Annotated in this window: 18 protein-coding genes; 14 read left to right on the forward strand and 4 right to left on the reverse strand. The window is 68.0% G+C overall.

Features of this window, described 5'->3' with window-relative positions; all coding sequences use genetic code 11:
* Positions 1-91 precede the first annotated feature (91 nt).
* The 3 genes from IPI43_06390 to IPI43_06400 are packed head-to-tail and all read right to left on the reverse strand — an operon-like array spanning position 92 to position 2,517.
* Positions 92-937: a hypothetical protein gene (locus tag IPI43_06390; GenBank protein MBK7773752.1), complete on the reverse strand. Its 846-nt coding sequence runs from the start codon at positions 935-937 to the stop codon at positions 92-94.
* A gap of 6 nt (positions 938-943) precedes the next feature.
* A complete protein-coding gene (locus IPI43_06395; protein ID MBK7773753.1) occupies positions 944-1,705 on the reverse strand; it encodes a hypothetical protein in 762 nt (253 codons plus the stop codon).
* On the reverse strand, positions 1,702-2,517 hold the full coding sequence (locus IPI43_06400; GenBank protein MBK7773754.1) for a TIGR04255 family protein: 816 nt from the start codon (positions 2,515-2,517) through the stop codon (positions 1,702-1,704). Before IPI43_06400 ends, IPI43_06395 begins: the two co-directional genes overlap by 4 nt.
* A 326-nt stretch (positions 2,518-2,843) precedes the next feature.
* Here IPI43_06400 and IPI43_06405 point away from each other — a divergent pair, with 326 nt between their 5' ends.
* The 13 genes from IPI43_06405 to IPI43_06465 all read left to right on the forward strand — a co-directional run bounded on the left by IPI43_06405 (position 2,844) and on the right by IPI43_06465 (position 22,448).
* Positions 2,844-4,061 (forward strand): hypothetical protein, encoded by a 1,218-nt coding sequence (locus IPI43_06405; GenBank protein MBK7773755.1) that lies wholly within the window; start codon positions 2,844-2,846, stop codon positions 4,059-4,061.
* Positions 4,058-4,438: a hypothetical protein gene (locus tag IPI43_06410; GenBank protein MBK7773756.1), complete on the forward strand. Its 381-nt coding sequence runs from the start codon at positions 4,058-4,060 to the stop codon at positions 4,436-4,438. Before IPI43_06405 ends, IPI43_06410 begins: the two co-directional genes overlap by 4 nt.
* Positions 4,439-4,603: 165 nt before the next feature.
* Complete coding sequence (locus tag IPI43_06415; GenBank protein ID MBK7773757.1) at positions 4,604-6,526, forward strand: N-6 DNA methylase; 1,923 nt, start codon at positions 4,604-4,606, stop codon at positions 6,524-6,526.
* Entirely contained in the window at positions 6,523-8,076 is a 1,554-nt protein-coding gene (locus IPI43_06420) for a hypothetical protein (protein ID MBK7773758.1), read from the forward strand. Before IPI43_06415 ends, IPI43_06420 begins: the two co-directional genes overlap by 4 nt.
* Positions 8,073-9,254, forward strand: a complete 1,182-nt coding sequence (locus IPI43_06425) for a hypothetical protein (protein ID MBK7773759.1) — start codon at positions 8,073-8,075, stop codon at positions 9,252-9,254. The genes IPI43_06420 and IPI43_06425 overlap by 4 nt, the downstream gene beginning before the upstream one ends.
* On the forward strand, positions 9,251-10,291 hold the full coding sequence (locus tag IPI43_06430) for a hypothetical protein (protein ID MBK7773760.1): 1,041 nt from the start codon (positions 9,251-9,253) through the stop codon (positions 10,289-10,291). Before IPI43_06425 ends, IPI43_06430 begins: the two co-directional genes overlap by 4 nt.
* Positions 10,288-14,529, forward strand: a complete 4,242-nt coding sequence (locus tag IPI43_06435; protein ID MBK7773761.1) for a hypothetical protein — start codon at positions 10,288-10,290, stop codon at positions 14,527-14,529. The genes IPI43_06430 and IPI43_06435 overlap by 4 nt, the downstream gene beginning before the upstream one ends.
* Complete coding sequence (locus IPI43_06440; GenBank protein ID MBK7773762.1) at positions 14,526-15,344, forward strand: hypothetical protein; 819 nt, start codon at positions 14,526-14,528, stop codon at positions 15,342-15,344. The genes IPI43_06435 and IPI43_06440 overlap by 4 nt, the downstream gene beginning before the upstream one ends.
* Positions 15,341-16,486 (forward strand): hypothetical protein, encoded by a 1,146-nt coding sequence (locus tag IPI43_06445; protein MBK7773763.1) that lies wholly within the window; start codon positions 15,341-15,343, stop codon positions 16,484-16,486. Before IPI43_06440 ends, IPI43_06445 begins: the two co-directional genes overlap by 4 nt.
* Positions 16,487-16,498: 12 nt before the next feature.
* Positions 16,499-18,184: an ATP-binding protein gene (locus IPI43_06450; GenBank protein MBK7773764.1), complete on the forward strand. Its 1,686-nt coding sequence runs from the start codon at positions 16,499-16,501 to the stop codon at positions 18,182-18,184.
* Positions 18,185-18,188: 4 nt separating this feature from the next.
* Positions 18,189-18,755 carry a hypothetical protein gene (locus IPI43_06455; GenBank protein ID MBK7773765.1) on the forward strand — a complete coding sequence of 189 codons (567 nt, stop codon included), beginning with the start codon at positions 18,189-18,191 and terminating at the stop codon, positions 18,753-18,755.
* Positions 18,752-20,212: a protein kinase gene (locus IPI43_06460; protein MBK7773766.1), complete on the forward strand. Its 1,461-nt coding sequence runs from the start codon at positions 18,752-18,754 to the stop codon at positions 20,210-20,212. Before IPI43_06455 ends, IPI43_06460 begins: the two co-directional genes overlap by 4 nt.
* A 469-nt stretch (positions 20,213-20,681) precedes the next feature.
* Positions 20,682-22,448: a hypothetical protein gene (locus tag IPI43_06465; protein MBK7773767.1), complete on the forward strand. Its 1,767-nt coding sequence runs from the start codon at positions 20,682-20,684 to the stop codon at positions 22,446-22,448.
* 18 nt (positions 22,449-22,466) lie between these two features.
* Here IPI43_06465 and IPI43_06470 read toward each other — a convergent pair whose 3' ends face one another.
* Positions 22,467-22,874 (reverse strand): VOC family protein, encoded by a 408-nt coding sequence (locus IPI43_06470; GenBank protein ID MBK7773768.1) that lies wholly within the window; start codon positions 22,872-22,874, stop codon positions 22,467-22,469.
* A gap of 141 nt (positions 22,875-23,015) precedes the next feature.
* On the opposite strand from IPI43_06470, the gene IPI43_06475 reads away from it, so the two are divergent.
* The gene (locus IPI43_06475; protein MBK7773769.1) at positions 23,016-24,656 is read left to right on the forward strand and encodes a hypothetical protein; all 1,641 of its coding nucleotides are present in this window, start codon (positions 23,016-23,018) and stop codon (positions 24,654-24,656) included.
* Positions 24,657-24,694 lie beyond the last annotated feature (38 nt).

Raw genomic sequence — 24,694 nt, forward strand, 5'->3', positions numbered from 1 at the left:
GTCGGCCGCGCGACGACGATGCGGCGTGGGCGAGCCTGAATGGCCACGCCTCGGACCTCATCGCCGCAATCGCCCTCTGAAGCATTGCGGTTCACCCCATCATGTCCGCGGCATGCGGTGTGGCTGGCGAGTCGTCGGCGAAGCTGACCCAGTCTGCGTCGAAGCGCTGGTACTTCTCGATGTCAGCGAGCGCGAGCGCGCTGGTCGCGTTCACCTCGACGCCGACGCACTCGATCCCGGGCCCGAACTGCTCCCAGAACTTCTCCACCAACGTCTCCAGCGCGGCCTTCTTCTTGGCCCATGCTGGGTCTTTGGTCGCCCCCGCAGGTGCCGCCACGATCAGGTGGACCCGGTACGCCTTGTCGTCGCTCAGCTCGACCTGAGTGTTGAGTCGCAGGTAGACGCCTTGCACCCACTGGCTCTGGCCTTCGAGGAGGCTGGTCCAGTCCCTCATCTTCGACCGCCAGCGCGCATCGAAGGCCGTTGGAAATGCAGCACGGATGTAGCGCTTGGCGAGCCACTCGGCGATCAGCCTGCGCGGCTTGCCGTCGAGCACACATCGGGGCGCCTCCAACGCGAGCAGCTCGCGGGGCATGGACCAACGCTCGTGGACTTTCACGGCGAGCACCACCTCGCCACCAGCGCCGTCGCTCACCGCAAGCTGCATCTCCCGTGGGTTGCGGCCCCACACCTGCTGCTTGTCGGGCTTCTTCTGCTGGACGACAGCAGCGCGGAGCACCTCGACGGTCGGCTCCTTCTCGAGCTTCCCATTCAAGACGTCGCAGTCGTGGCTCGTGACGATCAGCCAGTCGCTATCGGCGAAGGCAATCCCGTTCGGCGCGAGCTTGCGCACATCAGCGGCAAGACTCACCCCCAGCACGGCCCCTTGTCGCCAGCCGTGCTGCTCGATCGCGCTGGCATCGAACGCGGTCGACATCGCTGGTCAATCCTTCGGCCAATCGCGGAGAGCGACGTTGAGGGCAAGGTTGGTCTTACGCTGTTCGGCGGTGGGCTCCTCGAACCCAAGAGCACGCAAGCGCTCCTCACGAGCCAGCCGGCCGCGGCCCGCCTCGGCCTCCAACGCCTTCGCCTCTGCGAGGACCTTGGCGATGTGCACCTCATCGAGCGTGTCGGCCTTCAGCAGCTCGAGCAGCGACGGCTCGCCATCCTTCAGGGACTCGCGCATGAAGCGCGGGCTGAGTGCGTGGGCCGCCGTCACGCCTGCATCCGCAACGAGCCGCGCCAGCAAAATGAGGCGCTGCGTGTTGGCGGCGTTCGGCTCCTTGCCGCCGAGCCAGTCATACAGCGTTGGGCGCGACACCCGGAGCACCTCGGCGAGCAGCGACTTGTTCAGCGACAGCGCGGCGAGCAGCTCCAGTGCCTGCTCCGCCGACGACATCCGCAGCACCGTCTGTCGAGTGGTCGGACGGGCGCCTTCCGCCGGAACTCGAGGCGCCAGGGCGGGCGAGTTGCGCGCCATCCCACGAGAGTCGAACACCGTGGGGCTCGTGCCCACGTGGGGCAGGTAGGGCCCATAGCCGCTGTCGAAGGCGATGACCCCCGCGCTCCCGCGGGACATCGAACGCAGCAACGCCTGCTGCAACGACCCATCGGTGCTCAGTGCGCGCTCGCGCTCACGATCCACGAGCGCAACGACCTCACCAGCGCCGCCGCTCGATCCATATGGCCCGATGACCAGGTTCATTGCCACACCTCGATCGCCTTCGCGGAGACGACGTGCTCGTGGAACGTCTCGATCAGGTGGTCGTGCATCACGTAGGCGCGCGCCGTCACCCACTCAGCGCTGGGATCGAACTTGCCCTCGATGAAGTGGTCCATGTCCACCAGCGTCACGAGCTCACCGGGCTGGGCGCGCGACTGGAACTTCGGCGCGCCGCCGATGAGATCGGGTGGCAGGTCGAACCCCTGATCGTTCTGGGCCACACGCAGGACCATCGTTCCGGGAGTATCGCCCACGTTGGTGCGACCGACACTCTCGACGTGCAGCCGGTGCGACCCCGTCGTAAAGGGCGCGTCCGACGCGCCGTGAAAGCCGGGCCGCAGGTAGTCGCGAAAGCTCTCGCCGTCGCCTGGCCGGATGAGGTCGATGTAGCGGAGGCCGACGCGCTGGATGAGGCCGAGCTTGTCCTGCTCGCTCTCTTCGAGGACGGTCTTCACGGCGGCCTCGAGCTTCTCGGCAAAGCCCTCGAAGCGCTCGTACGCGGTGGTCTGGAGCACGACGCTGTCCTGGAGGACCGTCACGCTCCACTGCTCGTCCTTGGTCCGATACTCCCAACGGTCCTGCTCGACGATGTCGACACCAGCAGGCGTGATGGTGAGCTGCTGGATCTTCCCCGCGCGCTCGATGGGGAAGCCGTGCCGCCGAAACGCCTCCTGGATGCCAGGGATGTAGTCGCCCATCTTGCGCACTGGACTGAACCGCACCTGGCAGAGCACGAGGACGAGCGGGTTCTTGCTGAGCGGGACGTACCGGCAGTTCCTCTTTGTCTTCGTCATACGGGGCTCCACACTATATTGAAGTTTACGCTCTAGGCAACACTCTAGGCTACACGCCTGTTCCCACCCTCTGGCCGGCAACGCTCAACGGATGTAACCCGTGCACGTGTGGACTCACAAAATCACTTTGCACACGCCGAGCGCCGTGTCATTGTTGGTTTGTGAGCACGCACGTGTCAGCAACTTTCGTCCCCCCGGACCTGTTGAGTACCGCCCCAGGCTGGGTGCCAGCGTGCTTCGCCGGCACGACTGCGGTCGCTCTTCGTGCAGGCGTCGGCGGCCACAGCATCCACGAGCTGGGGGGCGAAATCCTCGAGGGCTGGCGCGTGAGCGAGACACCGACAGCGCTCGACTACGATCCCCGCGCGGCCTCCGCCCCGGTCTATCGCCAAACCAACATCCAGGCGCTGCGCATCCAGCTCGGGGCCCAGCACTGGGCCTCGCCGCACATCGAGGGGCGCTGGTGTGTGCGGCCTGGGGACGTGGTGCTGAACAAGCTCGCCCCGGTCCGCGCAGCGTTCGTCTCCCCGGCCGCCAAGCGCCACCCCGTCGACGGCAACACGCTGATCGTACGCAACCTGGCGCCTGCAGAAGCGGCGTGGGTCGCACTGTGCCTCAACCATTCGGGCTACGAACGCCTCGTGCTCCTCGACTCGGGCGTCCTGGCCCGTGTCGGGATGAAAGCGCTCGCCGCGCTGCGCGTGCCGCCGGCGCCGCCAGAGATGGATGGCCTCTCGGCCCGCCTGCGCGAAGCCCTCGACGGCCAGACGCTGGCGAGCGAGGCGATGCACCACGTCCGCACCGAGGCCAACGAACTGACGAGCACGGCCCCGACGACGCCCCCACGGCGTACCGGAGCGTGGTTCGCACGGGACGCCCTGACCCACGATAGCTGGCTGCCCACGGCGACCGCGCTGCGCGCCGAACAGGCCAGCCTCGCCGAGGATCTGGGGTGGGTCGCCGTCGCTGAGCTGGCATCGTGGGACCACCGTGCCCGTCTCACGCATGCTCCCGAGTCTGCGCGAGCGCTGCGTCTCCGCGACGTCGGCGAGGACCTGTTCGTCGCCGCGACCGACGACGAAAAAGAGGATCTCGTCCCCAGCCGCACGCTGGCTCAACCCCTCGTTCATGGCGAGGTGCTGCTCTCGACACTCGGCAGCAGCTTCCGCACCGCCTACGTGGACGAGGACGTCCCGCAGAACACCTTCCCGGCCGACGGGTGGGTGCGCGTGCGCTTCCGCGAGACCCCGGCTGCGTGGGCACTTCTGCTCTCGACCGACGCAGCCCGCTCGCAGGCGGCGCGGCTCGTGGTGGGGTCGGTGCAGCAGTTCGTTCCGCCCGACGCGCTGCGCTCGCTGCGAGTGCCGGTGCCGCCGCGTGAGGTGCGCGATCGCTGGCAGCGCACCGTAGAGCGTCATCACGCACAGCGTCGCACGCAGGACCGCCAGTGGGCATCGCTCATGACCGAGATGACCAGCGTGTTCGAGGCGGCTCACCGACCTTTCATGGTGACGCGCCCGCGTGCCGAGGAGGGGTTCCAATGATGCCGCGCCAGGCCGAAGAGTTGCTCTCTCACCTGAAGCTGACGTCGCTCGGCCTCGACGAGCTGCACGCGCGCGCGCGCCTCTCGGGCAGCGCGTGGACGCGCGACCAGCTGGAGCTCTTCCTGTGCTGCGCGCGCGGCGTCACGCGAGACGGAACGGGCGGGTTCCACATCGTCGCGGCCAGCGCCGAAGACGAACTCGCAGCCGCCATCGTGGATGCCGTACGCTCGTTCGCGGGCAAGCCCGTGCCGGCCGCGCAGGTCCGCGCGCGCCTTCCCCAACACTTCGTGACGACCGACGAGCAGGTGCTCGCCATCGCTCGACGCACCGCTGGGCTCGAGGTCTTCGGCCCGAAGCTCATCCGCATCGCCCCATAGGCGCTCAGGAGTCCACGCATGGCCACCAAGAAGAAGCAGCAACAGCAAACGGCGCACACGGCGCCGGTCGCCTCCGAAGAGAGCAGCGTCCTCAAGTCGATCGTCCACCGGCTCTCGGCCGGAGGCTTCGATCAGTCTCTGGGCCTGAGGGCCAGCGAGCCCGGTATGTCGGCCGCCCTTGTCTGGGGTCACCACGACGGCACCGTCACGCCGCGCATCTTGGCGCTCGTCTTGCCCGCGGGCGCATGGGGCCGCGCCAACGCCGACGATGTGCTGGTGCACGCGTACTCGCTCCCGGAGCCCGAGACAGAAGCCGACCAGTTCCCGCAGTTCGCCATCGTGAAGGACGCCGAGGACAAGCTCGAGGCCCTCTTCGACCTCGCGTACCCGCCGCACCAGATCGACCGGCTGCCGAGTCTCTCGGAGATCAACGACTACAAGCGCATCAAGGCCGACCCCACCTACCGCTGGTCGATGCGCATGTACGACCGCCTGATGAAGGGCTTCAACGCGCTGCACGAGCGCATCTACCAGACGCACAAAGACCGGGTGAACGGCAAGAACGACATCATCGAGGAGGTGGCCAAACTGCTCTTCCTCGAGTCGTTCCGACTGCACCACGATGACGGCTCGAGCGCGCTCACCTTCGAGCACCAGGGCAAGCAGCTGAGTCTAAAGGACGTCTTCTCCTCGGCGTACGTGAAGGCGAACGGCGCCAGGGCCGTCGCGGAGATCCAGTCCGCGTTCGAGCGCTTCAAGCTGCACCCCGACTACGTCGTCACCGACGACGCCGGCGAGAAGCACGCCATCTTCGACAAGAACGCCCACCTGCGCCTAGAGCAACCCGGCAACTACGAAGCGGTGCTGTCGCTCATCCAGGACCTCGGCCCGGTCACAGACAACCAGGGCAACGTGGTGGACAAGCGGGGCACGCTCGCTCACATCGCGGCCGATGTGCTGGGCCGTGCCTTCGACGTGTTCCTGCGCGCCAACTTCGAGTCGAAGGGCGGCCTCGGCATCTACCTCACACCGGCGCCGGTGAAGCAGGCGATGCTGGCACTCGCGTTCCACGACATCAAGGAGAGCACGGAGGACGCCGCGCGCCTCGTGGCTCGCGACGGCAAGGGCCGCCCCGCCTTCCGCTTCTGCGACCCTGCGTGTGGCAGCGGCGGCTTCCTCTCGGTGGCGCTGAGCCACCTGCGGCGCACGCTCGACGAGCTCGGTGGCAAGGCCACGGCCACTGACGAGGCGAAGAAGAAGCTCTTCGCGGAGATGTGCGAACACAGCTTCGTCGGCGCGGACTCTTCGCCCCAGATGGTGATGCTCGCCCGCGTGAACATGGCGCTGCTCGGTGCGCCCAAGGCCCGCATCTTCTACACGCAGAACTCGCTCACCAGTCCGCAGCTCGAGCCCGGCACCTTCGACCTCATCTGCACCAACCCGCCCTTCGGCACGCCCAAGTTCAGCAAGGGGCAGGACGCGAGCAAGAAGAACTACGAGGAGGGGATGCAGAAGATCCTCGAGACGTACCGCTCGGATCTGTCGGAGCGTGCGGGCCGCGGTGGCGGGCTCGACTACTCGCCCACGGTCACGGGCCTGGCGATGGGCGGATCACCCAACAGCAAGGGCGTCTGGAAGGCGGCGTCGACCAACACCGATCCGGCGGTGCTCTTCATCGACCGCTGCCTGCAGCTGCTCAAGCCGGGCGGGCGCTTGCTGATCGTCTTGCCCGACGGCGTGCTCTGCAACTCCGGCGACCGCTACGTGCGAGAGTACATCATGGGCACGAAGGACGAGGCGACCGGCGAGTTTCACGGTGGCAAGGCCATCGTGAAGGGCGTCATCAGCCTGCCCTCCGACGCCTTCAAGCTCTCGGGCACGGGCGCCAAGACCAGCGTGCTCTACGTGCAGAAGCGCCACGCGCGCAAAGACGACCCCGAGAAGTTCCAGGACGAGCCGCAGACCGACGTGTTCATGGCCGTGGCCGAGACGCTCGGCTACGTGGTGAAGAACAACGTCGAGGACTACAGCGCGGGCGTCCCGAACGACCTGGCCGCCATCGTTGGCGTCTACGTGCGGGGGGAGTGATGGGTTCGTTCATACGCCTGCCACCGCGCGCGCTCGACGGCCGAATCGACGCAACGTACTACCGACCCGAGTATGTCGCTAACGCGCAGCGGCTTGCGTCGTCGGCCATTGGTTGCTCCGACCTGAGCAGCCTCGTTTCAAATGGACGACGGACGCTCTACTTCGGCACCACGACCCTCGAGGGTGACGAGGCGCCTCCCGACTGGGTGCCGTTCCTAACCTCCGACGACCTTGGTGACGAAGGCTTCTTCATCGAGACCCGCGCGCGCCGTCGCGTATCGCCTGCGTTTCTCGCGGACTATCCGGCTGGTCGCCTTCGGTCGGGCGAGTTGCTCGTGAAGGTGAAGGGCCCGAACCAGACCACCGCGTACGTCGACACCGCTCCGGAATACCCGGTGCTGGTCAGCGGCACGATCTGGGGAGGGTTGGTGCGCAGGGACGTCGTCGACCCGTACTACTTGGTGGCGGCTCTGTCGTGCCCGTATGCAGCGATGGCGCGGACCAGACTTCGCACAAACCTCAACGTCGAGTTCTTGGGTGCCGAGGATCTTCTTTCGCTCTCCCTGCTCACGCCAGACAAGTTCGCCCAGCGCTACATCGGCGACAAGGTCCGGCGAGCCGAGCGGCTGCGTGAGCGCACGCGCCGGCTCGAAGACGCTGTAGCAACTGCGCACGCGCAGTACATCATTCCGCCGACCGGAATCGACTTCGCGAAGCGCACGCGCCGGCTTGCCGCGCGCTCGCTCACGGAGCGCCTCGACGCCCACTTCTACCCGTCTGCGGTAGAGCAGTACTTCCGGCAGCTGGGCGATCCGACCCGGTCGCTTGAGTGCGTGTGCTCCCTCGTGGTCAACGGCCAGAGCCTGCCCGAAGCGGAGCAGGGCGTGCGGCAGGCGACGGTCACGAACCTCGGACGCAGCTTCGTGGAGGGCTCGCTGCGCATCGTCGAACGCCCCGCCGATAGCTCACGCGCGCTCGCACCACATGACCTGCTGCTCTGCAATGCCGCTCACAACAAGAGCTACATCGGGCGCGACGTCACATATTCGCAAGTTGACGGAGCGTACCCCTCGACCGAGGTCATGGTCGTGCGCGTCGACCGGACACAGCTCCCAGCGTCGTTCGTCCGCCACTACCTGAAGACAGAGATCGGCCACCTGCAGGTCCAGTCGACGATCCGCGGCATCACGGCACACTCGTATCCGACGGACGTGAGGTTGCTCGAGATTCCCATCCCGACGGTACCGGATGCTGATCGCGAAGCGTGGTTCGCGACCGACGACCAGATGCTTCTGGCTGGTCACTGTTTCGACGCTGCGAAGGCCCTGACGAGTGTCGCGACGACCTTGGTTGAGAACCTGATCGACGGCCGCCTCACTGAGGCCGACCTCGTCGCCGCGCAGAAGGCGCTTGAGGTCGGCGACCGCAGCGCGGATCGCGAGATCCTGAGGGGCCTTCGACAGAGCGATGCGCCGGACGCCCAGCAGCTCATCGCCGACGTCGACGTGCTGTATGCGCTCCTTGATGGCTCGGAAGTAGAGGACGCATGACGCTCTCGGCGCTCCAGGGACGAATGCTCACGCGCCTCATCGAAGACGTGCGCACCCTGCTCGTGCAGGGCGAGGCACCGTCTTCGACCTTGCGTGCCCTGGAGGCCGTGCGGGCGACCGAGATCTGGAGCGAGCATGGCGAGGTCGCCGTCGCGAGGCCTGCCGTCGTCACCCTCATCGACCGGCTGCCGAACCCGGGCGAGGCGCAGCCCGCCGTGCTGTCGCTCGTCCCCGAAGTGCGCGACGCGTGGTTGCGCGTCGTGCGGGCGCGCCTTTCCGAGATGGGCGAGCGCGGCGATGTCGCGGCGCTGACCGAGGCCATCACTCACGCTGGCGCGCTGGCGAGCGAGCTGGTGGGCGTGCAGGCGCCGTCGCTGGCGGCGACCCCGTTCGGCGAGCTGGAGCGGGCGGTGCTGACGACGCCCGCGCATGAGGCCCCCGCGTTCCCGGTGCTGCTCCGCGTTCTGGCCGCCACCGCCGCGCTCACGAGCGACCCGACCCCGGTGACACTGCCGACGGCGCTGCCCGAGGTGGCATACGACGACCCTCAGGCCACGTGGCGCCCGGGTCGCCTCTTGCGTCTGCCCGCTTCCGCGGAGACCGCGATGACGACGGTGGTGTTGAGCGGCGCGCTCGAGGGGCGGTCCAACGACGCAGACGCCATGCGCTGGGCGCTGCATCACCCGTGGGCGTTCCTGCTGGCGCAGCTCACGTTCACCAAGGAGTCGTGGGAGGCCGAGCGCGTATCGGGCGGCATCGCCTTCGAGTTGGAGCCGGCGCACGCTTCTTTGTTTCAGAGCCCGCCGCGCGTGGAGGTGGTGGTGAGCTTGCCGAGCGGCGAGGAGATCCGCTGCGGCTCGCTCGGCGAACTCTGCCAGCGCACCCTCGCACAGCTCGGCGTGACCGTGCTCGGCCACCGCGTGACGGCGAACACCCTCGACGACAAGCTCGCTCTCGTCATCGAGGCCGTGCTGCGGCACGACGTGTGGCGCTTCGAGCACGGCTCGGGCGCGCGGCGACCGGGCTACACCATTCACCCGCTGTTCTCCGACGCCTGCTATCGGGCACTGGGCAGCCGGGCGTTCTACCGGCTGGGCTCGCCGGTGACCGCCGCCATCCGCCGCGCCGCCGAGGGCTGGGCCAGGGAGCGCATGGCGCGCGCAGGCGGTGCGGCATGACACGCACCCTCCACCTCGAGCGTCCGGCGTTTTGGACCGAGACCAGCGATCCCGAGGCCTGGTTCCGCGCGCTCGACGTGCTCGCCAGCAAGCCACCCGAGCTGGGCTCACCGCGCTCCGTCGCGGACCGGGCGCTCGTGGGGGTCATCTCGCGGCGGGGTGCCGCGGGGCTCTTCGGCCTCCTCGACCAGCTGCTGCCCGGCGTGGGGCTCCTCGCGCGCGACACAGAGGTGCGCTGGACCCTCAGCGACGAAGCGAAGGTCCTATTGCGCTGCTGGAAGGAGGCCCCACCGCGCGGGCTCGCGCTACTGGCGGCACATCTCGTGCGCGAGAGCGTGTGGCTGCGTCTCTTGCTCCTGCGCGTCGAGCGCGGCGACTGGGAGCTTCGGGGGTGGTCCGAGGTGCGAGGCAGCCGCGCCGGGATCAAGGCGGGCAGCTCGCTCCTGTTGCACCAGCACGCCGATCCCGAGCTCTGGTTCAGAGGGCTCGAGCGGCAGGCGGCGGGCCGCTGGCTCGCGCGTGCGCACTGCCATGCGCTCGCCTACGCGCCGGGCGTGCTCGGGCGCAAGCCGAGCAAGGACAACCTCTCACTCACGCCGCTCACCGCGCCGCTGCTCCTGCTCGAGTCGGTGGGCTGGCTGTCGCGCACCGGCGCACTGACGCTGCCGAGCGAGCTCCAGGCTGACCTCACTGGCGCCGCCACCCCGGCGCAGGCGCTCACCGAACTCACGAGCGCCCACGCCGACGTGCGCGGCTTCGTCGCGGCCGAGCCGGTGCTGCGGGAGCTGCTCGCCACGTTTGGTGCGAGCCCCAACGACGAGGCCTTCGCGCGTTGGATGGACGCGCTCGTCCACGAGGCCGAGCAGCGCGGCGCGCTGGAGCTGCTCGCCGTGGAGCCTGGCCAGGCTCGGCATGGGCGCGGGCTCTTCGCCGACCCCACGAAGAAGCTGGTGCGGTGGGTGGCGCACAGCGAATTCAACGAGACCTTCCAGAACGCCTGGCACGCGCTCGAGACACGACGGGAGCTGACACGATGACGACCAACAAAGCGAAGCACCAGTGGGCGGCTACCGGCGTCTCTTCGTACCCGCTCACGCATCCCATCGTGGGCCAGGGGCGCTTCTTCGGTGCGTTCAAGCACTTCATCCACCTGGTCGACGACGAGGCCGAGAAGTTCGCGCACGTGTTTGCAGTCATCGCCCAGTGGGGCGTCGGCAAGTCACGCCTTGGCTACGAGCTGGTGGCGCAGATCAACGACACCTCCCGCGGATGGTGGGTGCGCGGCGAAGACGGCGGTCTCGACAGAGCGAAGCTCTTTCACGACGACAAGGACCGTGATCAGTACCTCGGGCTCTACATCCGCTACAGCCAGGTGGCCAACGACTACAACAACGTCGACAACTGGTTCGCCTTCGGGCTCTACAAGGCGCTCCTGCCGCTGGCGCGTGGCTCGTTCGATGGCTCGATCCAGGGGCAGATCGCGAAGGAGGCGGCTGACCGTCTGGCCGTGGCGGGCTTCGACCCGAAGCAGCTCGCTGCGGCACTCGACGTGACGGCCCATCACTCCGACGAGAAGCTCTACGAAGACCCAGAGTTGGCAACGAAGCTGTGCCAGGCGGCCTACGATTACCTGCAGTCGCTGGGCATCAAGTACGTCCTGGTGGTGCTCGACGAGCTGGAGACGGCCGCCGAGGCGGCGACCTTCGGCCTCGACTCGACGGACATCAAGCACCTCGATGGTCGCGCGATCAAGCTGATGGGCAAGGCCATCAAGGAGGAGGACCCGCGCCGCAAGCTCCCTTGGCTGCGCTACGTGGCCCTCTGCTCGCCGGCCATCGGCGACGAGCTGCGCGAGATCCAGTCCACCGCGCGGCGCTTCGAGCTGACCGAGCTCTCATCGAACGCGTTCTCCGACGTGAGTGACTTCGTGCACACCCTGTCGGCCGACGGGCGGCTCGCGGAGTCCTACCCTCAGGGTCTGGTCGAGGCGGCCTACGCCATGAGCGCGGGGAACTTCGGCTGGTTCAACGTTGTGATGGCCAGCATCGATGAGCGGCTGCGCGACAAGCGCGCCCGGGGCGAGAAGGACGCGCCGACCGTGGGCGCGCTGTTCGACGAGCTGGTGCGTGTGTCGGGCCGCGTGCAGCAGCACGTGCTCGACCATCACGCACTCGACATGCTGAAGGTCGACAAGGCACAGCTCCCGGCGGCACGTGACCTGCTGTACGGCCAGTTGCCGGTTGCGCTCGACAGCTATGCGCCCGAGACCCGCACTGCGGTGCTGGGCGCGAAGAACGAGTACGACGAGCCGGTCGCGACCCTGTTCCGCCGCGTCGAGTGGGACGAGTTGGAGGCGGCCGACGCGTTGCGCGCGTCGAAGTTCACGCGCGACAAGGGCGTGTGGCGGCTGGGCGGCGTCGATCAGCCGCTCGATCTGCGCCAGCTCCTGTCGAACCTCGGTACCTACGCCATCCACGAGACCAAGGGGGGCCGCCGCACAGACGGGAAGCACACGCTCGTGGTGCCGCTGCGTCAGAACGACTTCGTCCACCTCGTGTCGCTGCTGTATCCGCACGCCGCTGCCGAGGACGCCGCCCGCGCGTTGTGGCGTCGCTTCCTAGGTGCCGACGACCTGACGGCCGACACCGCGACGCACGTCGGACCGAGTGTCGAGATGATCGCGCGCCTCGACTTGCGCCACCGAAAGCAAGGCCAGACTTCCCTCATCTTCCGTGACCCAGACCAGAACAGCGCCCACGAAAAGGTGCTCTCGACCCTGCGCACGCAGACCGAGCGGAAGCGTGCCGAGCAGGTGCTGGTGGGCGCGATGCGCGTCATCGACCAGCACTGGGCGTTCGACGCGGCTCCCTCGGGCATCCGCGATGAGTCGCTGACCGTCATTGCCACCTCGCCGGCGGCCAAAGGCAAGCAGCCCGGCGGTCTCGTGACGTTCGACGGCCTCAAGCTGCACCCGAAGGGCCGCGTGCTCTTCGCGTGGGTGAAGAACGACGAGGAGCTGGAGCGCTTGTGCAAGGCGGCGAGCGCGCAGTTCGGCGAGGAGGGCCGGACGCCCGTCGTGGCGTTCACGTCGTCGCGCGCGCTGGTCGACCGCATGGCGAACCCAACGAGCGACACGCTCAAAGGAGCCAAGAGCTACGTGTTGCTCTATCAGCTGACCTCGACCGAGGAGCACATCCTCCACCAGATTGGCGTCCCCACGCAGGCCAGCGCCGGCTTCCGGCTCGACGGCCACGGCTTCACCACGGCCTTCAACAACCGGCTGCAGAGCCTCGTTCGCCCGTTCTCGGAGGAGGTCGGCCGCTTCCGTCAGCAGCTCAACGAGCTGGGTCGCATCGCCTGGCCGTTGCGCTCGTCGGGAAAGCTGAAGGAGACCGAGGAGGAGCTCCTCATCCGGGCCTGGCGGGTCCTGGCCATCGACAAGGCGGCGCCGGCAACGCTCGCTGCGCTCGACGACAAGTCTGGTGTCGACGTGGAAGCGCTCAAGACGCTGCTCGCCAAGCTCGGCGTCACGCCAAAGGCCCGCGCGGCGGGCTACGTGGACAGCGACCGCGCCGGCCTCTTTTCGCGCGTCGATGACGCCGCCGAGGCGCAGTTCCCGCCATTCCTCGTCGAAGGCATCGCGCGCCTGCTGAATGGCGACTGGACCTATGCCCGCGCCGAGCGCGAGTGGTTCTGGGGCTACACGTGGGAGGGCATCAAGCCGAAGGACACCTACTTCGAGTGGCTGTCCATCATGCGCGAGCTCGGCTTCGCCAAGCCGCAGCCCGGCGCCAAGAGCGCCGACGTCTACATCGCGACGACGCGCGCCGAGCTGCGTGGCGCCATTCAGGAGGCCGACAACTGGCTGAGGAAGGACTACGCGGCGCTGGTCGCGGACATGGAGACCGTGTTCGGCGTCGGACGCGTGAAGGAGCTGTTCGCACCCGAAGCGGGTGCCCCGGGAACCAAGACGCTCAGCGCACGCAGGAGGCTGACCGAGAGCACCAAGGACCTCGACGGGCTCGACAATTCCGAGACGCAAGCGGCGAGCGCCGAGGGCGTCCGTGCCTCCGCGCAACGGCGACGTCGGGTCATCGCCAATGTTGACTGGGTCTACCGCCACGACGACTTCAACGCGATTCAGCAGGACTACAACGTCAAGACGCTCGACTTCGAGTCCGACGCCGTGCCGCTCTGGCAGCGCATCCGGCGCGCGTCGCTGTTCGTGGACTTCATCCGGCGCACGGAGAAGGCCATCCGCTCGCAAGGGGAGAAGATCGCTGCGGAGATGCGGGATGGCAGTGCTCACCTCACGGGTTTTCCGATTGGCCTCTTCACCCTGTCCCTCGAGCGGTTGACCCACATACTCGACGGTGCACTCACCCAAGCGGCCACACCCGGTGCAACCGAGGCCGTTCAGGTCAACGAGCCGGGCACGCTGCGTCAGAACCTGCGTGACCTGAAGGTGGCCGAAGCAACGGCGCAGTTCGAGCAACTGGCACAGGAGGTGGGTCTCGACTTGAACTCGGGGGCTACGCGGGGGGTTGCAGACTGCGAAGGCCACATCGCGAGCGCGTACCGCGACGTGAGGACCGTGTACGAGAGGCTCCAAGCAGGGCTCGTCGACGCTGCCGATCGGCTGGACGCGCTCGGCGTCGCCATAGACAACTCTCCCCCCGACTTCCGCTACCCGAACACGATTCCGCCGCTCCAGCAGCTGCGCAGTCGACCGGACCACATCCATGACCTCCTCGAGGACACGCGGAACGAGGAGGTCGAGCGGCTGCGCTCCGCTTTCGAAGGCCCGTCGCGGCATGGGAACTTCCAGCCCCTCATGGCGCAGGCACGCAGCCTGCTCGAGGAGCCGCGCAACGCACTCACGACCTTGGTGGCGAACGTCCAGTCGCTCGAGAACGCGGTGACCGAGTATCGGCAGCGTCTGCTTGCCACCCCCAGCCTCCAAGCCGCTTATCGCGGGCTCGAGGCCTTGGCGGTGGCTTGCGGTGACTCGCCCCCCTATCGGCTGACGCTCAAGGACATCGAGGCGGCCGGCGCCCTCTCCACCGCGGCGCAGCGCGTTCAGGCGGCAGTGCACGAAGCATCGGTGATGGGCTCGAGTCGTCTGTCGGACACGCCGGTCAGCTTCGACCGCTGGTGCGCCATTGTGAGAGCCCTCGACGCGGGGCGCGACCCCGCGCTCGAGCCACAAGAGGCCGACGCGCTCGTGAAGCGGAACATCGTGGAGCGCACCTACCGGCTGGGGGTGAAGTCGTGACCATTCCGGTGCTACTGCACGGCGCACTCGCCGCCCACAGGCGTGGAAGCATCCTGCGCGAAGCGCTCTCCGCCGAGACAACGACTACGTTGCCCGAGGGCGGCGCCGTGGTCATGGCTTTCGCCGAGGCGTTTCAAGGGGCCGACGACGGTGAGCAAGCGCGGCTCGTCGAGTGGACGCGTTCGTCCGGGCACGTGCTGTTGCTCGTCCCGCCTTTCGCCGCCGGCACCTGCGGGCGCCCCGTGTCGTGGCGCGCCGAGCGCATGGAGGGCGGAGCACGAGGAGGAGAGGGGCTCGCCAAGATGCTAGCCAGTGAGGTGACGCATCGACTCGAGGGGAAGCTGCAGTCCCCACCGCTGCTGGGCGCGACGTGGAGCGACCTCAGCGTCTGCGTGGGCACGCACCGTCTGCACCCGGCGGCCGGGCTGTTCGCGATCACGTGCCTGCCCCTCTGGTCACTCTCGGTGCTTGATGCCCCCGAGGAGACGCAGAACTGGATGGCGAGCCTCGTTGCGATGGCGGGTGAGGCCAAGCCCACCCTCGCGCCCGCGCAGACACCGCTCTCGCCCGAGCACTTCGGGCTCCTGGTGTTCCTGCTCAGCGGGAACTTCGACGGTGACGCGCAGGCCATGGCGGCGCTGCGCGCGTCACCGGTCTTCCGCATCCCGCCCGAGCGCGCGCGAGCGCTCTTGAGCGAACTGCGCGCTCGAGGCCTGGTCGTCGATGCCATGCCGACGCTCGAAGCCACTACGCTCGTGATGCAGAGCCCCTACGCGCCATATGTGAGCGCGCTCCGCGAGGTGACCACGCCATGACCACCCATCGAACACTGGCTCAAACGCTCGCTGTGCAGTCGCAGGTCCACCTGCCGGGCACTGTCGGGAGGCTCCTCAAGCAGATCCGCGACCTCGAGCGCGTGGCGCCGCTCTTCGTGGATGCACGCCTCGTGCGCAGGGTCGAGCGGCCGAACCCGATCGACACGCGGGCCTCGGGCATCGCCACCCACTCCGCCACGACGAAGACCATCGGCGGATTCCTCTACGGTGCGGCGGCCGCACGCTGCGACCTGCTCGTCGAGCACAACGCCGTCTCGACAGCAGGCCAGGACAGCGCCTGCGAGATCGACGACATCAACTACGAGAATCAATCGATGCGGCTTGCGCTCGCTGCGATGAGGCAGGCGTACGAGCTGGCGGATCGGGCCGTCGTCGAGGGGCGCTCACGGCTCATCTTCCTCGACACCGCTCTGGTGATGGACCGGAGCATGGTGCCACCCGCCAGCCGCGCCGGAGAGCCGGGCTACCCAGCGGCCTACGCCGCTACGCGGGACATCATCGAGTCGTTCTGGGCGCGACACCGAGAGCGGCTCTTCCCATGGAACCCGAGCGGGCCAGTCATCATCGGTCTTGCTTCGCAACGCTTCGGTGCGATCATCCAGTCGGCGCAGCAAGACCTGCGGCTGCAGGGCGGGCGCAGCCAGATCCTGCCCACCGAGACGGTCGACCACGAGGCGCTCGCTGCCCTCGACGGCGTGCGCGAGGCGATCCTAGGCGTCGGCGAGCGCCGCTTCGTGCATGGCATTCTCGGCAGCTTCACGAGGACCGCCGCGTTCCGAATGAACGTCCACGCGCCGCGCATGGAGCCAGGCAACGTCGTCGAGCTCGGCATCGTTGGCCTTCACTTCCGCGCCGGACAGACCACGGAGCCGCGCCTGATGCAGCTCGTGGGCGATGCGCCGGCGTGGACCGCCGAGGCCATCGACGAGATCGTCGGCCTGACGATGGCGCTGACGGCCGTGGGCGGTACGGCGGCGACTCCGCTGCCGGTGCAGCTCGCCGAGCGTGAGCTGACCGCGCTCGGCCCCTTCCTGGAACACTACAGCCGGAGTGTCGCCGGCGAGCTGAGGCGGCGCGAGATCGAGAGCGTCTGGCTCTCGGACTTCGACCTCGCACCGTAAAGGAGAACGACTATGCCCACCCATATCCTTGGCCGACTCGTCGGCAACACCGGCGACCCCACGAACCTCTCGATGGTGCTCAACTCGTCCTTTGCAGGCAGGCGCGGGGAGTTCGTGCGCGTGCGGCACCGCGAGGATGAGGGCGCCCCGCAGACAGACGTGCTTGCGCGCATCGTCAGCATCAGCCGCAGCAATGTCCTCTACAACTCTGGCCTGGGGCAGGCCGTGACGGAGCTCGAGCTGCTGCCCGGCGCGCACGTCACCGGGGAGCAGATCCTGGGCAAGCTCGAGGCCATCGGCTACCGCGACCCGCAGAGTGGTCAGATCAAGATGCCCCGCCGCGCTCTCGATCCGGGCTCACCCGTCGAGCCCGTGGATTTTCAGTTCCTGAGCGCGTTCTACGAGTTTCAGGAGCACTCGAGCCTTCACATTGGCAATCTCGTTGGCTACGAGCGCGGCGCCTCGGCCGTGCCCGTTTACCTGGACGTGAATCGCCTCGTCACGGAGCACCTCGCCATCCTGGCGATGACGGGCTCGGGCAAGTCGTACACCGTGGGCCGCATCATCGAGCGTCTCGTCGCCATCAACAACGGCACTGTCGTCGTGTTCGACCCCCATGGCGAGTACGGGCGCGCGCTGGCTGGTGGAGAGCTCCGCTTCAACGAGCGCCCCGACGAGCTGGACGACCAGCGCGATCGTGCGGCCCTACCGGCCATCCGTGACGCCTTCACGAGACTGCGTGAGGCGGGAGCAGGCATCACGGTGTACAGCCCGCAGAACCCGTCGTTTCGGCAGAAGTACGCCGGCGCGAACCAAGAGTTGGCGCTGCAATTCGACCATTTCGAGATGGACGACCTGAGCGAGATCCTCCCAGGCCTGACCGAGCCACAACAGCGAGTGCTGGACGTCGCCATCCGCTACTGGATTGCCCACGAGCGTACGACGCCGCGCGACATCAATCGGCTCCGCCACTACCTCGGCGACGGCATCGACGACGTGCGGCAGTGGGACGAATTGAGCCAGGCGGAGGCGACGGCGCTCAACGGTCGAAGCGCAGCCGTCGCGTCCATGAAGCTCTCGCGGGTGCTTCAGGAGGCGCAGAGCTTCTACCATTCGGGCTTGCCCGCTGCGACAGACGTCTACGAGATGGTCGGGAGACCGTCCGACCGCCGGGGGCGTCTCGTCATCGTCGACCTGCAGGGCCTCAGCGATACCGCAAAGCAAGTCATCACCGCACTGATCTCGAGCGAGATCCTCCGCGCCGCGTCGAGCAAGACCGACCGCACCCGCCCTTGCTTCCTCGTCTACGAGGAGGCGCACAGCTTTGCACCCGCGGGGGGGGCTGCCGTGAGTCACCGCATCATCAAGAAGATCGCCGGTGAGGGTCGCAAGTTCGGCGTGGGCTTCGCGGTCGTGAGCCAGCGTCCGTCGAAGCTCGATCCCGACGTGACCTCGCAGTGCAACACGCTGATCGCGATGCGCCTCAAGAACCCCGACGACCAACGCTTCATCGCGAAGACCTCCGACATGGTGAGCGCAGCCGACCTCGATCAACTGCCCGGTCTCTCGACCGGGGAGGCTCTCATCTGCGGGCGATCGATCCCTGCTCCACTGTTGGTGCATGTTGGTACGAAGGCGCTGGTCCACGGTGGCGAGTCGCCCGAGGTGATCAACCTCTGGGGAAGGTTCGGTGGCTGAGGGTATGGACCCACGGAGCGAACTCACGCTCGACGCAGCCACGTCCCATCTGCCGATGTGGACCGAATGGGGCGTGCGCGACGCGGGTCACTTGGTCCACAGCCTCGGCTGCACACTCTTGACGGCGGCGGGCCGTGACCTCGGCTTCGCGGCAGTGTCCGAGGTGCCTGCTCCGCGCCAAGGCATCTTGGCCAACGTCGACCAGGACGTGCGATCTGACTCGGTGTGGTTTGATCGCTCGACGCGTCACGTCGCACTGGTCGCTGAGTTCGAACGCTACTCGGGACGGCACAAGGACCTAAGCCCGAAGGTCGAGACGTTGCTTCTCGCGCAGCAGCGGTGGGAGTGTCCGAACGCGACGCTGCTGTTGGCCTATTGGAGCGTGGGGCTCGTGACTCTCCCCGACCACGACCTGCTGCGCAGCATCGTGCGAGGGGGCTTTCATGCCGGCGGGGGCGTGCGCGTCCCTGGCAATTCGGCCGCACGGATCCTCTTCTGCCAGTTCGTTGTCCGCGCCGGGCAGGATGGCCTGCTCCGGCTCGAGAACATTCTTCAAAGAGGCGAATCATGACGACCAAGTTCTTCGTCCCACGAGCAGACCGCCGCCTCGGCGATCGCTACGAGTTGGTCGAGTGCCTTGGCGATGGCTCGTATGGCTGGGTGTGGCGCGCGCAACGCCTGTCCGACAACGCCATCGTTGCGGTGAAGATTCCGAAGGCGCAGGGCAAGCGGAACGAGGAACTTGCCGAGGGTTCGCCGCTGGTAGGGCAGGCGTCTCACCGTTGCGTGGTCGACGTGTACTGGATGGGGCGCGTCCCACCAGAGCGCGAGTGGTACGCGATCGAGATGGAGTACTTCCCCTCCGTGACGTTGGCCCAGCTGCTCGACAAGGGGGATGAGGGCTTCGTCGCGAGCTACGACAACCTCCTCGGAGTCTTCGAGCAGGTGCTCGAGGGCTGCGCACACCTGCACCGCGTCGGGATGTCCCACGGTGACATCAAGCCGCAGAACATCCTGGTCTCAGCCGACCGTGTGAAGCTGACCGACTTCGGCTCAAGCGTATTGCCGGAGGACATGTACGCGCGCACACGAGAGAACGGCGGCACCATCCTCTACTCCGCGCCCGAGGTGGTTGGGGCAACACTGTCGACGCGTGAGACCAATGCACGCTTCCTGAGCGACATCTACAGCCTCGGCGTGCTTCTCTACCATCTCGTGACGGCGCGGCTCCCTCACGACACCTTGAGCCAGGTGGCCCGCCATCTACCGTTCGCGCGCGCACGCGAGATCAACTCGTCGGTCTCGCAGCCCCTCGACGAGTTCATCGACCGCTGCCTGAGGCTCGCGCCCGAAGAGCGCTGGCCGAGCATAGACGGAATGCTGGAGGCGTTCCGCGCTGTGCGACGCGCGCAGCTCCTGTTCACGCCCACGCGCACCTTGGCATTGCCGCGTCCGCCGCACGAGGACTGGTCATCGCAAGCGGTGCGCCTGGTCGAGGCGGGCGATTTTCGCGAAGCGGAGCTGGTTGCGCGCGCCGAGTTCGAGGCGACCCGCGACGCGCAGGCCTTCCTCCTCATGGTGCAGGCGTCCTATCGAGAGGGGCGCTACTTCGACTGCATTCGCGATCTCGAGGCCCGGCCGGACGTCGTCGACGCAACTACGCCCTCTGGCGCCGAGCTTCGGCGCCTCGCGCTCTCGGCGTACCTCGAGGTGCGTCAGGTCGATCACGCGCGCGCGTTCGTTGGGCGATGTTTGGCCGAGACGCCCGAAGCGCCAGACCTCCTACTCAAGCACGCATCGATCCTTGCGCTCGACGCCAAGTATGAGGACGCTGCTGATCAGCTGATGGCGCTCAATCGAAGACTGCCGGGAAGACCGGCGATCCTTCGACGCCTTGTCGCTGTGTTCGAGCAAATGCGCGACACTGGCAAAGCGGCAGCGTTCCTGCGCGCGTACCAGAGGGCGATGCCCGACGACCCGTGGGCGTCCTCCAAGGCCGAGCAGTTTCGGGCGCTGGGGCTTGCGTGAGCAGTGTGTCCGCGGTGGCAGATGCCCGAGCGGCCAGCGCGACGCCAAGCCACGCGGTCCACAACGGGCCAAGGCTCGGACTCAACCACCCGCGGGTGCTCTCCGAGCGTTCACGAGACACGCGGACGGGACCACCGAGACCGCCTGTGCCCGCGCTCATAGTGGATCTGTGTGTCCGTAGAGCGTGTGGCACTGGGGTAGCCAGCCTTCACTCGACAAGCGGACGGTCCTGACGTGGGTAGACGGAAGCGGACGGGCTCGTCGGGGCACTACTGCTGGGTGTGCGAGCGCCGCCGACCGAACGAGGCCTTCTCGGGCAAGGGCCACCGGCGCCACACCTGCAAGGACTGCGCGACGCTGGGGCCCGAGGCGCTAGCGCATCGGCGGGACGTGCACGGGACCAGGGCTCGCTCCACCCGGTGGCGCGCCCGTCTGTGCAACGCCTTTAGAGCGTCGTAAACTCGTGCGCATGAGCGCCCTGGATCTCGTGTTGCCGACCCCGCGCAAGCTGGAGGTGTCCGCCGTCGAACTCGCCCTCACACCCGAGCGTGCCTGGGAGCTCGTTCGCCACGAAGACCTCGCGCGCTCGTCGTTCGTGAAGGCGCTGTTCGCCTTGCGCACCTTGCCGTCGCGATGGACTGGTGCGGTCGAGAAGGTGGAGCTCCGTCTCGACGCGATCGCCTCGAGCGCCGAGCACCCAGGTTTTCAGGTCCTGATCGAGGAGCCGCGCGAGGTGGTCGTCGGCGCGATCGGCAAGGTGTGGCAGCTCGACATCCCGTTCGTACACGTGGATGGGCCCGCGGCCTACGCGGCGTTCGACGAGTCGGGCTGGGTCAAGGTGGCGTGGGCGCTCCGCGTGCTGCCATTTGGTGAGCGAGACAGCCGCGTGGAGATCGAGGTCCGCGTGGACGCGACCGACGAGGCCTCCTGGAAGCGCTTCGAGCAGTACTGGCTCGTGATCGGCCCCGGCTCGCACCTCGTTCGGCGCACGCTCTTCGCGGCGCTCGCCCGAGAGCACGGCACACCCGAGAGCCGGGAGGACGAGCGGTCGCTTCCCGGCGACGCGCTGCTGCCGGACGCCACCGGGATGCTCACCCACGGCGTCACCATCGCCGCCTCGCCGGCGCAGATCTGGCCCTGGCTGGTTCAAATGGGCGGAGGCAGGGCCGGCTTCTACTCGCTCGATACGCTCGACAACGCGAACCGGCCCTCCGCGCGTGAGATTCACCCCGGGCTGCAGTCGCTCGAGGTCGGTCAGGTGATCCCCGCGACCCCCGAGAGCACCGATGGCTTCGAGGTGCTCGCCATCGACCCGGAGCGCGCGCTCGTGCTCGGCGGGCTCTTCGATCCCGAGGCGAAGAGGCAGCTGCCGTTCGCGTCGCCACGACCTCCGCGCTTCTGGCAGGTGACCTGGGCCTTCGCGCTCGAGCCTCTCGATGCGCGCAGCACGCGTCTGCACGCTCGGGTGCGCGCGGCCTTCTCCTCCGACCAGCGCCTGCACGCCGCGTGGATCACGCCGGTGCACCGGCTCATGGAGACCGCGCAGCTCCACAACCTGAAGCGCCGCTGCGAGGGCAGGGCACGCGACGGGTGGCGCGACGTGGTCGAGGGTGCCGGAGGCGCAGCCATCATGGTGGCGGCGATGCTGACGCCGTTCCTTCGGAGCGGTCAGCGACGCTGGGGCGTCGACGAGGCCACGGCGGCGCGGAGCTACCCCGGGGATGAGCTCGTCCCCGCCCCGACGTCCCACTGGACCCACGGCGTCGAGATCGACGCGCCCGCCGACGCCGTGTGGCCGTGGGTCGCCCAGATCGGAGCCGATCGCGGCGGCTTCTACAGCTACCAGTGGCTCGAGAACGTGGTCGGTTGCGAGGTGCGGAACGCAGAGCGCATCCATCCCGAGTGGGAGGTGAAGGTCGGCGACGGGCTCCGGCTGCACCCCGACATGCCGCCGTTGCCGGTGGTCGAGGTGGAGCGGGGGCGCTACTGGCTCGCGTTCGGCGCCGCCGACGCCGCCGCAAAGGCCGCGGGCAAGGCGTGGGTCGAGTCGTGCTGGCTCTTCTTCCTCGAGCCCCTCGGTCCCGACCGCTGCCGGTTCATCAGCCGCTACCGCGCGGCGACCTCGGACGACCTCGGGATGAAGCTCGCCTATGGCGCCGCGATCGAGCCCATCGGCTTCGCCATGGACCGTCGCATGCTGCTCGGCGTGAAGGCGCGCGTGGAGCGGCACGGCTGAGGCCTGCTGGCCCGCGCGCTACGGGAACGTCACGCCCCCGATGGGAAACGGATTGAACGCCACCTCCCAGCGGAACCCCTCGGGGTCCACGAAGTACCCGCTGTAGCCACCCCACGTGCGCTGCTGGGCGTCGTGCACCGTGGCTCCCGCGGCGCGCGCGGTGGCGAGCACGGCGTCCACTTCGGCGGGCGATGCCACGTTGTGGGCCAGCGTGAACGGCAGCGTGCCCCCGCGCGTGACCTCGCCGATCTCTTCGCGGGCGCCGGACTCCGTCCACAGCGAGAGCACCAGCTTGGTGCCCACCGCGATCATCAAGACGTCGTCGCCGGTGAAGGCCGCGGTCCAGCCGAGGCCGTCCAGGTAGAAGCGGCGGGCGCGATCGAGGTCGGCCACCACCAGCGTCACGAAGTTCAGTCTGGGCTCCATGAGTCAGGCTGTACCCAGCGGGTCGAACATGGGCAAGTCAGTCACCTGTCGGGTGTCACCTCTCTCCGTGCCGCTCGCCGCGGCGAACGACATGGCTAGACTACGGCGCGAAAGTCGGGTGTAGCCAGTGGAGCGCTCCAAATGAACACCAAGAAGACGACCGCCGCTATCGAATGGCTCGGGGGTGTGGCCTCCATGCCCAACTACGTCCTGGACGGGGACGCTCCCTACCGCCCCGAGGGGCTATTTTGGCTCGACACCGAGGGCGCGATCCTCGGTCACCTCGTGGACAAGCCGGGCACAGTACTGGGCCGGGCAGCGGAGAGCCTGCGCGCCGCCATGGAGCGCCCGATCATGGGCAAGCCACGCTCCCCCAGGCGGGTGCGAGTGGCTTCTCCCGCGCTCGCGGAGGCCCTGCGCGAAGGACACCCGCACATCGATATCGTGTGCGCGGCCACACCGGAGGTCGACGCCTTCTTGGACGCCATGCGGGAGCACATCGGGCATGGGCCCGCGGACGAGCCCACCTATCTCGCGCCCGGGGTGGCGCCTGAGGCCGTGCGCGCGTTCTTCCGCGCCTCTGCGGGTCTCTTCCGGGTGAAGCCGTGGACGGTGGTGACGAGCGACTCCGAGCCGCTGGCGGTGACGATCCCGGAGCTCGGCATCGAGGACGCGGCGCTGTCGGTCATCGGACAGATGGGGGAGAGCCTTGGTCTGATCATGTTGCCCGGACTCGCGGATTTCGAGGCTTTCGTCTGGGGTGCTGACAAGATGCAGCGTGGAGGCAAGCCCAAGATGCCGCCCCAGTTCGTGGTGCAGTTCGAGCCGGGGAAGGCGCTGCATCCTGCGCTGCGCAAAGAGGTCCGCCAGCAGCGCTGGGAGCTCGCCGGCGCCAACGCCTATCCCACGCTCACGAGCGTGGATGGCGACATGCTGGTGCGACCGCTGACCAACCGTGACCTCCGGACGGCGGAGGCCATCGCGCTGGCCCTGACCGCGTTCGTGGCGGAGAAGGACGCGATGGTGGCGGCCTTTGTCGACGGCGACACCGTGGAGCGCACGTTGCGAGTGGCCACCCACGGCGGCGACCTGGAGGTGACACTGCGGGCCCCGCACGAGCGCCGGGTGGCGCACACCGCCCCCGCCCCCGGCCTGCTGCGCGACCTCTTCGAGCTTGGGCAGAGCGAGGTGCTGGATGGCGAAGCTCGAGGCGCCCTGGAGGAAGAGCTGGTGCTGTGCTTCGCGGAGTCGCCCGAGGGAGCCGAGCACGCCAGCGTGCACGCGTGCTACTTCGTCTTGGAGTACGCCGCCACCTACCTCCACGAGACCGTGGCGACCCTCGACGCCAAGGGGCTCCGCGAAGTGGTCTTCAGGATCATCCCGCGCAAGGTGAGCATCGACGCCTCCGAGGCGCGCTGGATCATCGAGGTCAACCGCTCGTTCTACCGATTCCTGAAGCGCGAGTTCGGGCTGGCGCAGGCCGACGATTGTCTCCGGGTGCTCGGCGAAGACGCCGTGGAAGAGCTCGAGGCGGAGCTGTCGGACCCGAGCAACTTCGGCACGGCCAAGGCCATGATCATGCAGGCGCGCGAGGAGGGCTTCGACATCAGCACGCAGGAGGGAATCGAAGACTGGATGCGCGTTCAGAACTCCCGGCAGATGGGGCGGGCGGCACCCTTCGGAGGCCCGCGCGCCAGCACGAGCCAGGGCTCGAGCCGCGCGAAGAAGGACCCCAAGAAGAAACGTCAAGCCGCACGGAAGGCACGGCGACCCAACCGCTGAAGACGGCAGGGACGACGGGCGGATCTTCATCTGGTATC

The sequence above is a fragment of the Sandaracinaceae bacterium genome (genome assembly GCA_016706685.1).
In the GTDB taxonomy this organism is placed as follows: Bacteria; Myxococcota_A; Polyangia; order Polyangiales; family Houyiibacteriaceae; genus JADJJE01.

Coding starts and splice junctions, on each gene's coding strand:
- IPI43_06430 (MBK7773760.1), top strand. CDS start 9,251: ATGACACGCACCCTCCACCTCGAGCGTCCGGCGTTTTGGACCGAGACC.
- IPI43_06435 (MBK7773761.1), top strand. CDS start 10,288: ATGACGACCAACAAAGCGAAGCACCAGTGGGCGGCTACCGGCGTCTCT.
- IPI43_06415 (MBK7773757.1), top strand. CDS start 4,604: ATGTCGGCCGCCCTTGTCTGGGGTCACCACGACGGCACCGTCACGCCG.
- IPI43_06400 (MBK7773754.1), bottom strand. CDS start 2,517: ATGACGAAGACAAAGAGGAACTGCCGGTACGTCCCGCTCAGCAAGAAC.
- IPI43_06450 (MBK7773764.1), top strand. CDS start 16,499: ATGCCCACCCATATCCTTGGCCGACTCGTCGGCAACACCGGCGACCCC.
- IPI43_06470 (MBK7773768.1), bottom strand. CDS start 22,874: ATGGAGCCCAGACTGAACTTCGTGACGCTGGTGGTGGCCGACCTCGAT.
- IPI43_06460 (MBK7773766.1), top strand. CDS start 18,752: ATGACGACCAAGTTCTTCGTCCCACGAGCAGACCGCCGCCTCGGCGAT.
- IPI43_06395 (MBK7773753.1), bottom strand. CDS start 1,705: ATGAACCTGGTCATCGGGCCATATGGATCGAGCGGCGGCGCTGGTGAG.
- IPI43_06425 (MBK7773759.1), top strand. CDS start 8,073: ATGACGCTCTCGGCGCTCCAGGGACGAATGCTCACGCGCCTCATCGAA.
- IPI43_06475 (MBK7773769.1), top strand. CDS start 23,016: ATGAACACCAAGAAGACGACCGCCGCTATCGAATGGCTCGGGGGTGTG.
- IPI43_06390 (MBK7773752.1), bottom strand. CDS start 937: ATGTCGACCGCGTTCGATGCCAGCGCGATCGAGCAGCACGGCTGGCGA.
- IPI43_06445 (MBK7773763.1), top strand. CDS start 15,341: ATGACCACCCATCGAACACTGGCTCAAACGCTCGCTGTGCAGTCGCAG.
- IPI43_06455 (MBK7773765.1), top strand. CDS start 18,189: ATGGACCCACGGAGCGAACTCACGCTCGACGCAGCCACGTCCCATCTG.
- IPI43_06465 (MBK7773767.1), top strand. CDS start 20,682: ATGAGCGCCCTGGATCTCGTGTTGCCGACCCCGCGCAAGCTGGAGGTG.
- IPI43_06410 (MBK7773756.1), top strand. CDS start 4,058: ATGATGCCGCGCCAGGCCGAAGAGTTGCTCTCTCACCTGAAGCTGACG.